6 protein-coding genes are annotated in these 12,845 nt (G+C 60.9%); 1 reads left to right on the top strand and 5 read right to left on the bottom strand.

The features are described 5' to 3' along the window. Nucleotides 1-30: 30 nt before the first annotated feature. The 5 genes from AC24GY_RS24020 to AC24GY_RS24000 all read right to left on the bottom strand — a co-directional run bounded on the left by AC24GY_RS24020 (nt 31) and on the right by AC24GY_RS24000 (nt 8,682). Entirely contained in the window at nt 31-1,095 is a 1,065-nt protein-coding gene (locus tag AC24GY_RS24020; protein WP_487688115.1) for a cytochrome-c peroxidase, read from the bottom strand. Nucleotides 1,096-1,316: 221 nt separating this feature from the next. After that, a complete protein-coding gene (locus tag AC24GY_RS24015; RefSeq protein ID WP_487688112.1) occupies nt 1,317-4,463 on the bottom strand; it encodes a fused MFS/spermidine synthase in 3,147 nt (1,048 codons plus the stop codon). A gap of 55 nt (nt 4,464-4,518) precedes the next feature. Then, nucleotides 4,519-5,814: a Gfo/Idh/MocA family protein gene (locus AC24GY_RS24010; protein ID WP_487688109.1), complete on the bottom strand. Its 1,296-nt coding sequence runs from the start codon at nt 5,812-5,814 to the stop codon at nt 4,519-4,521. 1,013 nt (nt 5,815-6,827) lie between these two features. Next, nucleotides 6,828-7,934 (bottom strand): prenyltransferase/squalene oxidase repeat-containing protein, encoded by a 1,107-nt coding sequence (locus AC24GY_RS24005; RefSeq protein WP_487688107.1) that lies wholly within the window; start codon nt 7,932-7,934, stop codon nt 6,828-6,830. 28 nt (nt 7,935-7,962) lie between these two features. After that, nucleotides 7,963-8,682, bottom strand: a complete 720-nt coding sequence (locus tag AC24GY_RS24000) for a metalloprotease (RefSeq protein ID WP_487688105.1) — start codon at nt 8,680-8,682, stop codon at nt 7,963-7,965. A 145-nt stretch (nt 8,683-8,827) separates the two neighbouring features. On the opposite strand from AC24GY_RS24000, the gene AC24GY_RS23995 reads away from it, so the two are divergent. After that, nucleotides 8,828-12,841, top strand: coding sequence for an outer membrane protein assembly factor BamB family protein (locus tag AC24GY_RS23995; RefSeq protein WP_487688103.1), 4,014 nt, complete (start codon nt 8,828-8,830; stop codon nt 12,839-12,841). Nucleotides 12,842-12,845 lie beyond the last annotated feature (4 nt).

Raw genomic sequence — 12,845 nt, 5'->3', positions numbered from 1 at the left:
AGCTGCCCGTCCGTCTCTAGGGAACAGGCATCACTTCAAGCCACTCGGCACGCGGTCGGGCGCGGACTTGTCGTAGTCATCGCTGTTGAGTGATTCGAGGAAGGCTTTGATCGGCTCGTGGTCTTCGGGAAGCATGTTCATCTGGCGGAGCAGGGGATCGAGCGGGGGCAGGGTGGTGTCACCGCCCTCGAATGTTTCGGCGGCTTGATCCATGAGGCGGTCGTAGAAGAGCAGCACTTCATCGAGCGTGGTGCTGCCGCCGTGGTGCATGTAGGGCGCGGTGTGTTTCAGATTGCGCAGAGAGGGCGTACGGAACTCGGTGCGGTTCGTGGCGGAGTCGGTGAGGCCGATGGCGTGGAGTTTGTAGTCGGAGAGCATGGGGCCGTTGTGGCAGAGGGCGCATCCGGCCTTTTGGAATGCGGTCATGCCTTGCTGCTGCTCGGTGGTCATGGCGGATTTGTTGCCACGCATGAAGCGGTCGAAGGGGGAATCGGGAGTGATGAGCGTGCGCTCATACGCGGCGATGGCCTGCGTGACCTTTGCGGCGGTGATCTCGGTTTGAAAGAGCTTCACGTATTCCGGGATGCTTTTCAGGCGCTCGATCATGGAGGGAACGGCTTCGGCTTCGCGGCATACATCGCCACGCATTTCCTCGCGCTGGCGGATGGGTGCCAGGGCCTGCGCTTCGAGGCTGCTCATTCGGTTGTCCCAAAACATGGGTGACTTGGTGGGATCAAAGGGCTTGCCGGATTCGATGCCGTTGAAGGCGGCATTGAGGATGGTGGGCGTGTTGCGTGTCAGCGGCAGGAAGGGAGCGCCTTGGATGAGTTTGCGCGCAGGCCCGACGCCGCTGGCATGTGCGCCGAGGGGCGTCGGCCTGCCATCGGCCCAACCGTGCTGCGGATGGTGGCAGGTGGCGCAGGCGACATCGCGCGTGGCGGAGAGAATGGGATCAAAGAACAGCAGTCGGCCAAGGGCGATCTTTGCAGGCGTGTCGGTGGGCAGCGCAGCCGATTTCGGCAGCGCCTCGATCTTTGTATTCGGCAACGGTTCAACCGCCGCAGCCGCAAGGATCACGACAAGGGTGGAGAGCATATGGAATCAACGCGCTTCGACCGCTCGGCGTTGCAGGACAAAGAGTCCTGGAGCGCGGACTTTAGTCCGCAGCAGGTCGTACACACGGAGAAGGATTTTACGCGCGCTGCGCGTGGCAAGCAGGGGGACGCTGGAGGTGTGAATGCGGAAGAGGAATGCGGAGTATGGGGGCTGGCGGAGTGCTGCGGACTAAAGTCCGCGCTCCGTTTGCTGCGCAGCTATTAACGCGGTTCATCCAAGCGGCGGTCGGCGTGGCGCAGAAATTCCTGCAAATCATGCTCTGCCTGTGGCGCTAGCGCATGCGTGGCGGTGCGATAGGTTTTAACGCGAAACTCCAAAAACTGACGCTGCCAGGGTGGGTTGGGTTCAAACTCGGAAAGCACTTCAATCTGCTGTTCTGGGGAGAGCAGGGTGATGATCTGAATCAGCGTGTTCAGGCGACTGGGCTCGGCTAGGCCACCGGGAAACGGCTGCTGCAATGCGGCCATGAATTGCGGGACGAGATCGCGATTGTTCGCGGCGAGTGGCGGCACCAGCGAGAGCGCGGTTTGCACGGAGGAGAGTCGCACCCAGACCTGTGATCGCATGTCTTTGAATCCATCGAGCAATTGAGATGCGGCATCGTCGTAGGATTCATGGCGGAAGGCGGACAACGCGGCAGCGAAGTGTGCGTCTGCCGGCCAGTCCTGGCGGACGGCTGCCATGTAGGGAGGCAGTTGCTCTGCGGTGCCTGCTTGTGCGGCGGATTCCAGCAGCATCAACTGCTCAAAGGGACTGGTGGATGTGCCCGCCCATGTTGTGAGGACTTCATTGAAGTTTCCTTTGGCAAAGGCGGCGACAGCGTCTGCGCGACGCTGGTCGTCGCCCGTCATATCATCGAGCATCGCGAAGCTGGCACCATCTGCTGCAAGCATGCGCAGGCGCTCATAGGTGAGGCGTGTGCGGTCGATCTGTGAGCCGAGATTCGCTGGAGCATCCATGTCCTGATCGATGGCCATGCTGAGAACCTGAGTGGTCTCAAAGGTGTTGTCCTTGGAAAGGGCGCGGGCAAAGCCGTACTCCAGCAGGTTGCGGTCGTCGGTGTTGACGTTGGTTGGATTGGTCTGCAGCAGGCTGCGTGCAAACTCTGGCGAGGCGAGATGATGGGCGAGCATGCCTTCGACGGAGTTCGTGAGCCACACGCGCTTGAGCGCTTCGGCAAACAGCGGCTGCGTGATGCGCATGCGCAGCTGATCCATGGTATATTCTGGTGGTGTGAGGTGGCCGATGAAGAGAAGATCATTGGGCCCGGAGATCCAGGTCTCCACATGCGGAAACACTGAGGTGAGCGTGGCATAGACCTGGCGGATGGCCTGCGCATCCACTTCATAACCCTGCACCCACTGGGCAAATAGACCGTGCTCATGGAGCCGGGCTTTGGCGGCGGCGTAAAACTCCTGCGTGAACAAGGTGGAGACTCCGGCGCGATAGGGATTGGAGGGTTCGGAGATGATCAGATCATAGCGGCTGCCTGCTGCCAGCAGGGCCTCGCGTGCATCGCCGGGAATGAGGTGGACGTTGGCTTTGCTCAGCACATCGCGGTTCACCGGTGCGAAATGGTTGCGTGCGAGGATGGTCATCGCTGGCTCCAGTTCCACCACATCCACCTGCTTCATCTCGGGCACGTCGGCGACCCAGCCAGCAGTGGTGCCGGTGCCGAGGCCGACAATGAAGGCGGTATGCGGTGATGGATGCAGCATGGCGGGCACGAGGCCCTGCATGACCTGGGTGTCGGCATCGCCAAAGGCTGAGCCGTCGGATTTGCCGTTCACGTAGAGGCAGTAGCCGTCATCGCTGTCCACGGCGGCCACGCTGGCTTCACGTCCTTCAAATTCATGCGCGATCTTCCAGCGGCTGGCATGCAACCAGCCGCGCAGGCCATTGATGGAATTCGGCAGCGACTCCACGCGACCGTAGCCGATGGGCTTGTGCCGCCATGCCGCCGTGGGGCCGGTGGGAATGAACATGAGGCAGCCTGCGCTGAGCCATAGGGCTGCGATCACAGGCCATGCCCACTTTGAAGTGGAGCGTGCTCCCAGCACTGCCGCGCCCAGACTCAGCAGCAGGGTGAGCATAAAGACCCAGCGCCAAGCACCGAGTGCGGTCAGCCAAGGTAAAAGGATGAAGCCTCCGGCGAGCGAACCGGTGATAGCACCGAGGGTGTTGGCAGCATACGCGTATCCTACATGTCGGCCCGCATCGCGGCTGCCACTGCCCAGCAAACCCACGAGCAGCGGAAACTGCACGCCCGCGAGGATCGACGGCCCCAGGACGAGCAAGCTGGCGATCAAGGTCCAACCGGTGATCTGGCCCGGTAGGCCCAGAGAGCGCAACTGATTCACATCAATGGCGAACACTGCGATGCGGTCTCCCAGTGCAAAGGGCAGGCCTAGAAACAACGCCTGCCATGCCGCCACGCGTGCCAGCGCCGCCAGTGTGACTGCACCGGCCCGCGATGCCCACAGCATGCGGTAGAGCAGTCCGCCCAGTCCGATACCAGCAAGTGCCAGCGCAAGGATCAAACCAAAGCCATAGACCGAACTGCCGAGCAGTGGTGCGAGGATGCGGAACCAGACGAGTTCGCTGAGGAAAAACGTGAAGCCGGTGATGCCTGCGGCGAGGTAGAGGAAGCGCGCTGTCAGCATGCTTGGAGCCACGGTTGCATCTTGGGCAGTCAGCGGCGCTGGCTTCGGCGAGGTCTCGTTGCGCGAAACGAACCACGCTGCTGCACCGATGAGGAGATTCACTCCCGCAGCCGCCATGACGGTGGTGCGGATGCCCCAGATTTCCAGGAGCCAGAAAGTACTGACGAGCACGCCGGTGAGCGCACCGAGGGTGTTCACTCCATACAGCACGCCGAGGCTGCCACGCTGAGTGTCCTGATCTGTCTCCACCCATTTGAAGGCCGCAGGCAGGCTGCCGCCCATGAGCAGGCAGGGCGGTGCGAGCACCACCGTCGCGAGCAGAAGCTGCAGCAACGTCGCAGGCACCTGCCCCAGCGCAGCGATGCCGCCGGTGCTGAGATAGAGGGAGCGCACCAGCGAAAGCAGCAGCGGCGTCAGCAATGCAGCGACACCCACGCCGAGCTCGATCAAAGCATACAGCCGCAGCGGATTCGTGGAGGCTTCCGCCTTGCGGCCAAACAGCGCACTGCCTGCGCCCATCGCGCCCATGAAGATCGCCAGCACCGCAGCGGTGGCGGGCGTGGCCCCGCCAAAGACGAGCCGGAATTCCCGCAGCCATGCCATTTGATAGACGAGCGCGCAGGCTCCTGACAAGGCCAGCAGGATGGCGAGGAAGGGCAGGCGCAGAGCGGGAGGGAGAGTCATCGTTGGCCCATCAAGACGCACGAAGCTTGAGGTGTCCAGTTGTGAAACGGGCGGCTCACCCCACCGGCGTGGCCCAATGCTCGCGATATTCGCGGCGGAGCAGCTTTGAGGTGTCCGCGTTGCCGATGAACTGCTCTTTCGGGGGATCAAACACCAGGGCTCTGCGGGTGCGGGCGGCGATGTTGCCGAGGTGGCAGAGGGAGGTGGAGAGGTGGTTGATGGTGATGTCGGCGTTCAGTTTGGCACCGGTGCGGATGGCGTCGAAGAAATTGGCGTGATGCGCGGCGAGGTCGGGGCCGGAGGTGGGTTTGATGTCTTCGATGAGCTTGTTTTTGCGGCCATAGATCTGCCAGCTTCCTTTCTGCTTGCCGCCGATGATCATGCCTTCGGTGCCATACCAGGCGCAGCCGTTTTCGTGGCCTTCCTGCACGTAGGGTGACCAGTCGCGCTGCTCATAGATGAGCTGCTTGGTTTTGCGTGCGATGTCGTATTCAAAACCGCAGTAGAGCGTGTCCGGCCATTCCTGGTCATCGTCAAAGAAGAGCTTGCTGCCCTGGCCGATGATGCGGTTCGGGTGCTGGTCCACTCCCAGTCCCCAGCGGGCGATGTCGATGTCATGCACGCCGTCATTGCCGAAATCTCCCGCGCCGAAATGATGAAACCAGCGCCAGCTGCCGGGATGGTAGGTGCTCTTAAACGGCACCTTCGGCACGGGTCCGAGCCACAGGTCGTAGTCGAGGTTCGCTGGTGGCTCCGTCTCCGGCATGTGACCTTGATTCCTTCTTAGCTGGCTGTTCCATGCCTTTGCCACCAAGACCTCGCCGATGACGCCGCTGCGCAGTTTTTCGATGATCTGGCTGATGCTGGCGGTGCTGCGGCTCTGGGTGCCCACCTGCATGGCCACCTTGTTTTTCGCCGCCGCCTCGATCATGAGCCGTCCTTCATGCAGATTGTGCGAGCAGGGCTTCTCCACGTACACATGCTTGCCGGCATTCGCGGCGAGGATCGCCCCCGGAGCGTGCCAGTGGTCCGGCGTGGCCATCAGCACGGCCTGCACGGCTTTGTCATCAAACACCTGCCGCATGTCCTTGGCGATCTTCGGCGTCTGGCCGGTGAGTTCCTGAATCTTCTTCGCCGCCGCCTCCGCCTTTTTGGAGTCCGCATCGCAGACCCAGGAGTAGATCACGTCATCGCGTTTGCACATCGTGTTGATGTGGTTCGTTCCCATCCCGCCGGGGCCGATGAAGGCGAGGTTGATCTTGTCAGCGCCTGCCGCCTTCAGAAAGGCGGGAGCAGCGAACGATGCCAAAGCGGTGCGACGGACGAACTGACGGCGGTTGAGCGTGTTCATGGTGCCGTGACATACGGCGGGAAACGGGCGGACCATGCATGCCGAGCTGCCTTTGCTGCCTGCCAAAAGGGGTATTGGCGGTTTCGGCGGTTTTGGCAGTGACTTTTAAAAGGGGGAGATATTTTTCGCGAGCGGCGGAGCGTGCAAAAGCGAACCAACGAAACCAACAAAACCAACGAAACTGGGGGTTTTGAGGGTTTTGTTGGTTTTGTTGGTGCTTTTTAAAAGGGGGACGAATTTTGTATTAGCAGGCTGGGAGGGCTGAAACGTTCAACAAGTAGCCTTGATGTTTCATCGGCTCTGGCTGTGGGGGAGCTGGTGGTGTGCTAGGTGCCAGAGGTGAGCTGAAGTAGAGCCGGATGACAAACCGGCCTGTGGAGGGAGGACTGGTCAGGATAGGATGAGGTATTCAATGCTCTATAATAACACTAAGTGGTAAATAGAATCATGGTGTTAACGTATAGAACCGACATCTTGCTGCTGCGTACCAGCAGGGCTGCTTTATTGCAAGTCATGGCAGGAGATGGATTGAGGGTGAATTTCAACCTGACTCACCTGGTTTTCCCATTCATCCACCGCTTACTGGCCATCCTCATGAATGGTGTACCTCTTGGAAAAGGGACTGCCAAAACTGACGAAACTGTCAAAACCCTCTGAGCCGCCTCCGGTGTGGTCATCCACGCAAGCCCGTAGAAAAACACTCCCCCTTCCAAAAAGGACCAACAAAACCAACGAAACCCTCAAAACCCCCAGTTTCGTTGGTTTTGTTGGTTCGCTTGAGCACGCTCTGCCCCTCGCGAAAAAATAGTCCCCCTTTTAAAAAGCACCGCCAAAACCGCCGAAACCGCCAATACCCCCTCGCGGTGGTGCTCGGTTAAATAATACGTCCCCTCCGAAAACGAACTGCCAAAACCGCCGAAACTGCCGAAACCCGTTGTCATCCCTGATGGCGATCCGAGTTCGAGTGGGAGGACGATTTCCCTTCGGCGGGCACGCTTGGACTTCTCCACCGCCTACTTCTGATAAATCGGCAAAAAGTGATGATGCACGCTCAGGCTCAGCAGCGCCAATGACGTTGCATACACGGCTCCGGCGCTCTTCTCGTTGCCATTGCGGGGATACCAGCTGCCGTCCTGACCTTGGGCGGCGATGAGGGTTTGCTCGGTCTTTTGGCGGGCGGTGGCGGCGTGGTCGCCGCCGCGCTGGTACATGCCCTGGGCGTAGTAGTAGCAGCCGTAGAAGAACCAGGGTTCGTTGATTTCGGGCGGGGACTTGAGCAGCCAGTTGGCGGAGCCCAGAACTTCGGCGGTTTCATACTGGCCGCAGACCTGGAGGGAGAGCAGTCCGGCGGCGGTGGTGGAGAAGGTCTGGCGACCGCCATAAGGCTCGTAGCTGAAGGCGGCGGCATCGCTCTTGGGATTGCCGTTGGAGTCGCGCTCCACGCGGTAGCTGCGTTTGATGTAGGCCACGGCGTTGTCGATGGCTCCTTTGGGGACTTCAAATCCAGCGTCCTTGGCGGCACGCAGTGCCATGACCTGCCACACACTGACGGAGATGTCGCTGTCGCTGGAGCTTGGCTCATAGCGCCAGCCGCCGCGATTGGCCTCGCTCTTCGGCACCTGCTGGGAGCGGAGGATGAGCTGGATCGCGCCCTCCAGTTGTTTGTGCAGGCGTTTGTCGGTGGCTTCATCCGGCGCGTGGCCGATCATTTCAGCCATCATGAGGGAGATGATGCCGTGGCCATACATGCGTGAGCGGTCGCTGCGCCCGAGATAGCCGTTTTCATCAGGCTCCACGCCTTCCACGATGTAACGCAGGGCCTTGCCGCAGGCGATGCCTTCCGGTGTGGGATCATCCGGCATGTGCCCCACGGAGGCCAGTCCCATGAGGGCGAGGGAGGTCATCGCCGCGCTGTGGGAGGGCAGATCTCCGCGCTTGGGCTTGGCGTCGGATTTTTCATCGACAATGAAGCCCGCTGTTTTCTGCTGCTTGATCAGCCAGGCCACGGCCTTGTCCACCGCAGCTTTGACCTGCGGGGAGATCAGTTCGGGCTTGGGCGATTGTGCGGCGGCGAGGGTGGTGGCCGCAGCAAGGATAAAAAGTGTTCGGAGGAGGCGCATCAGGGGACGGAAACAGTCCAATGCACTCTCAACGCGCGTTCATCCAAGGAATTTGCGGCTCATTCTGCAACTCCTTCCAATTGTTCCAGGCGAGCATGCCAAAGACCAGCAGGGTGAAAATGCCGCTGCCCACGCGAATTTTCGCGTCGATGTCCAGCAGGCGCAGGACGCCGTTTTGCAGGCCTAGCCACAGATCGCTGGTCACCGACAAGAGCGCCAAGGCCACCGCACACGTGATGCTGATGAGCAGCACCTGCCGCTTCTTGCGCGGGCCAAGGTAAGCCTGGCAGAGGTGGCCTCCATCCAGCGGCAGCACGGGCACCAGATTGAGCAGGGCCCAGAAAATGCTGACCACGGTGAAGGCATCCATCATCTGATGCAGCCAGAGCGAGGAGGGTGGCCAGAGGGTCATGGACCAGCCGACGGCAAGACCGACAAGAATCTGCAGCCCCGGGCCTGCGGCACTGACGAGGAAGTCTTCCTGCCGGGTGCGCGGCTTGCTGCCGATCGCCAGCCCGCCGAAGGCATACAGCACGATGCCCACACGGCGGTCACCGTAGTTTCGCATGGCCAGCGCATGGCCCAGTTCGTGAATCAAGATGGAAAGCAGGACGGCGGTCACCCAGGCCAGCAGACCGCGAAACTGCTCGGGGGTATTGGCGCTCATGCCTCCGCCCATGAGTGCGGTGTTTAACCAGAAGATCCAGTGGATCTGGATTAGAAAGCCGAAGAGCGTGAAGCGGAGCATGGGTATGGAAAAGAGTGAGCGGAGCCTGTCACACAAGCGGCGGCTTAAATCCACCCTTTGATTTGATTCATAATGGAGTCTCAGTCTTTTTAAAAGGAGAGAAACATCCTGCATCAGCCCTTCGTTACGCGTGACCGATCCCACCATGAAAAGACTTCTGACCTGCCTCCTGCTTTCCTCCGCGCTGCTGGCTGATGATGCCGCCGACCTGATCTCCCAGTCCGGGGTCAAAGGCGGGATCGTGGTGCATGTGGGCTGCGGGGATGGGAAGGTGACGCAGGGGCTGCGGGCCAGTGATCGCTATCAGGTGCAGGGACTCACGCAGGACGCGGCGGCGCTGCCGGGGATTCGCGAGACGATCCATCAGGCGGGCAAGTACGGCCCCGTGGCGGTGGATTCCTGGGATGGGAAGCATCTGCCTTATATTGAGAACTACGTGAACCTGCTGGTGATCGAAGACGCCGCTGCAGTGGACAAGTCGGAGATCGACCGCGTGCTGACACCGCTGGGCGTGGCCATGGTTCGCAAGGCCAGTGGCTGGGAGAAGATCGTGAAGCCATGGCCGAAAGGCATGGATGAGTGGACGCACTTTGCGTATGACTCGAAGGGCAATCCCACCTCCAAGGACATCCTCACCGGCCCGCCTTCACGCATGCAGTGGGTGGGAAATCCACGCTGGAGCCGCCACCATGACCGCATGTCTTCGGTCAGCGCCGAGGTAAGCGCGGGAGGGCGTCTCTACTACATCATGGATGAGGGCAGCCGCATCTCCATCCTGATGCCGGCCAAGTTTGCGCTGATCGCGCGCGATGCCTTCAATGGGACCATTCTTTGGAAAAAGTCGATCCCGCAGTGGAGCACGCACCTGTGGCCGCTGAAGTCCGGCCCCACGCAGTTGACGCGCCGTCTCGCGGCGATCGGTGACAAGGTCTATGTGACGCTGGGCATTTCAGATCCCATCACCTGCCTTGATGGAGCGACGGGCGAGGTGATCCGTGAGTATCCGCAGACCAAGGGCGCGGAAGAGTTGCTGTATAGAAACGGCAACCTGTATGCCCTGGTGAACCCCGAAGCGTGGCGTCTGAACGAAGAGTTTGCCGTGAAGCAGCAGAGTGATCAGAAGCGCGTGGAGACGGAGTTCAACTGGGATGGAAAGACACGCCACCTGATGGCGCTCGACGCGGAGAGCGGCAAGACGCTTTGGAAGGTGGACGACAAGGTCGGGCCGATCACCCTCGCCCTGGATGACAAGCGCATGGTCTATTACAATGGCGATGGACTGACGAGCCGCGATGTGAAGACGGGTGCGGTGCTCTTTGCCGATGTGCCCGAGGCGCGCCGCAAGCTCTATGAGTTCAACTTCGCACCGCGTGTGGTGCTCAATGATGACGTGATTCTCTATGCTGGCGGCGATGGCCTGATGAAGGGGATCAACGCGGATACGGGCAAGGAACTGTGGAGTTCCTCGCATGAGAAGAGCGGCTATCGCAGCATGGAGGATGTGATCGTGGCGCAGGGGCTCGTCTGGAATGCGGGCACCACGCAGGGGAATCAGACGGGTGAATACACGGGCCGCGATCCGCTGACGGGCGTGGTGAAGAAGCAGTTCTATCCGGACGTGCCGCAGGGCACCTACTGGTTTCACCACCGCTGCTACATGGCGAAGGCGACGGAGAAGTTCATCATTCCATCCCGCACCGGCATCGAGTATGTCGATATGGAGAAGCAGCACTGGGATCTGAACCACTGGGTGCGCGGCGCCTGCCTCTATGGTGTGCTGCCATGCAACGGTCTCACCTACGCCGGACCGCACAACTGCGCCTGCTACCCCGAAGCGAAGCTGGATGGCATGGCCGCCATGGCCTCCGCGCCACGCTATCCCATGCCGCCGCACACAGCGGACAGCGCACGTCTGACCAAGGGACCCGCCTATGCCGAAGCCATTGCGGAGACGCCCGCCGATGCCAAGGACTGGCCTACCTACCGCTCCGACAATGCCCGCAGCGGCTATTCAAATCAGGATTTGAAAAAGGACCTCGGCATGGCCTGGGAGGTGAAGCTCACCCCACCGCTGAGCACCACGACAAGCGCCGCTGGCCTGACCTTCGTCTCTGAAGTGGACAAGCACACGCTGCATGCCTTCGACTCCGCCACGGGCAAGGAAGCCTGGCATTTCATCGCGGGTGGTCGCATGGATTCACCGCCGACTTACTGGCAGGGCAGGGTGTTCATCGGCGGGAATGACGGCAATGTGTACTGCCTGCGTGCCAAAGACGGCGCGCTGGTGTGGAAGTTTCAGGGGGCACCGGTGATGCTGAGCCATGGCGCGTGGGAGATGATGGAGAGCGTCTGGCCCGTGCACGGCAGCGTGCTGGTGGAAAATGGTCTGGTGAGCTTTGTCTCCGGCCATTCCTGCTTCCTCGATGGCGGCCTGTGGTTCTACCGCGTGGATGCGAAGACCGGTGAGATGAAGGTCAAAATCAACTACGACGACCGCGATCCTGAAACCGGCGGCGACTTGAATGACCGCCACAAGACACTGCAGATGCCGGTCGCTTTGAACGACATCCTGAGCAGCGACGGCAAGTGGACCTTCCTGCGCACGCAGAAGATCGGGACCGATGGCAAACGTGTGGAAGTGGGCCCGGTGAGTGGAGACTTCGACAAGCAGGGCGGCGCGCACAAAGGCGAGGGGCAGCACCTCTTTGCGCCGATGGGCTTCCTGGATGATTCCAACTTCCACCGCAGCTACTGGGTCTATGGCAAAAGTTTTGCCGGTGGTCACAGCGGCTACTTCCAGGCGGGCAAGTATGCCCCGGCAGGCCGCATCCTCGTGCACGATGACAAGAACGTGTACTCCTATGGTCGCGAGGCGCAGTACTACAAGTGGACGACCACGATGGAGTACACGCTCTTCGCCACACCCAAGGCACCACCGGAGCAAGCGTATGACACCGAATCCGCCACCACCGAACGCAAGGGCAACAGCGTGGTGCTGGACAAGGACGGCAAACCACTCGCCGTGCAGCCCAAAGGTGAAACGCAGGTGGGCCACAGCGAGACCCTGAAAGCGCAGGCGGAGGCCAAGAAGAAAGGCAAAGGCAAGAATGCAGACGCTCCGAAAAAAGGCGGTGGAAAAGGAGGGGCCAGAGGCGCGCCGATGCCTGGCAGCGTGCAGTTCCCGGATGTTCCGGTGCTGGATCCTACGAAGACCCCGATCACCGTGGAGGCCTGGGTGCTTCCGGACAAGCCCAGCGGCACCATCATCAACCATGGCGGACCTCGCCTTGGCGTGGGTCTCGACTTCCACGACAAAAAACCGCAGTTCCACATCCGCAGTGATTCGAAAGTGAGCAGCATCGTCTCCGCCGAGGCGCTGACCGACGGCTGGCATCACATCGCGGGTGTCCTTGCGGCTGACAAAAAGATGACCCTCTATATTGATGGCAAGCTTGTCGCCGAAGGCATGGCGGGAGATCTGGTGGCCGGCAAACCGGCGAATCCGCTCATCGTGGGCAATGGAAGTGGCGTGGCAGAAGAAAGTGCCGGTGGCTACAGCGGCCTGCTGGATCAGTTCGTCCTCTATCACAAGGCACTGAGCGCCGCCGAGGTGCAGCAGCGTTTTGAGCAGCCCGAAGTGAAGCCCACGGATGCCGTGCTGGTCTGCAACTTCGACAATGGCGACTCCCGCGACAGCTCCGGCAATGAGGTGCACGGTGTGGGGGCCGGGGTGGAATCCGGCAAAGGCAAGGTGGGCGGTGCACTGTGGTTCAAGGGCGGTGCCGATGCCAAAGGTGGCAAAGCCAGCGGGAGCTTTGTGAAGCACACCTGGGACCGCTTTGTGCCCATCGTGGCCCGCAGCATGGCGCTGGCTGGCAAGACGGTGCTTGTTAGCGGAGCGCCAGACACGATCGACGAGGAGTATGCTTTTGAACGTCTCGCTGCCAAAGACCCCGCCATCCTGCAGGAACTCAAAGAGCAGGACGAAGCTCTGGATGGCAAACGCGGCGCCAAGATGTGGGCCGTGAACACCGAGACCGGTGAGCAAAGCGCGGGACTTGAACTGACGAGTCCCGCCGTGTGGGATGGCATCACCGTCGCTCAAGGACGTGTGTATGTGAGCACGATGGACGGCAGGCTGCAGTGCTTTGGGAAATAGCGCC

Source organism: Prosthecobacter sp. Pr1, assembly GCF_057652315.1.
Note: the sequence above shows the minus strand (reverse complement) of the source record. Positions and strands in the feature narration are given on the sequence as shown.

Bases quoted from the DNA above. Each gene is read 5' to 3' on its own strand.
- AC24GY_RS24015 (WP_487688112.1), bottom strand. From the start codon at position 4,463: ATGACTCTCCCTCCCGCTCTGCGCCTGCCCTTCCTCGCCATCCTGCTG.
- AC24GY_RS23995 (WP_487688103.1), top strand. From the start codon at position 8,828: ATGAAAAGACTTCTGACCTGCCTCCTGCTTTCCTCCGCGCTGCTGGCT.
- AC24GY_RS24005 (WP_487688107.1), bottom strand. From the start codon at position 7,934: ATGCGCCTCCTCCGAACACTTTTTATCCTTGCTGCGGCCACCACCCTC.
- AC24GY_RS24020 (WP_487688115.1), bottom strand. From the start codon at position 1,095: ATGCTCTCCACCCTTGTCGTGATCCTTGCGGCTGCGGCGGTTGAACCG.
- AC24GY_RS24000 (WP_487688105.1), bottom strand. From the start codon at position 8,682: ATGCTCCGCTTCACGCTCTTCGGCTTTCTAATCCAGATCCACTGGATC.
- AC24GY_RS24010 (WP_487688109.1), bottom strand. From the start codon at position 5,814: ATGAACACGCTCAACCGCCGTCAGTTCGTCCGTCGCACCGCTTTGGCA.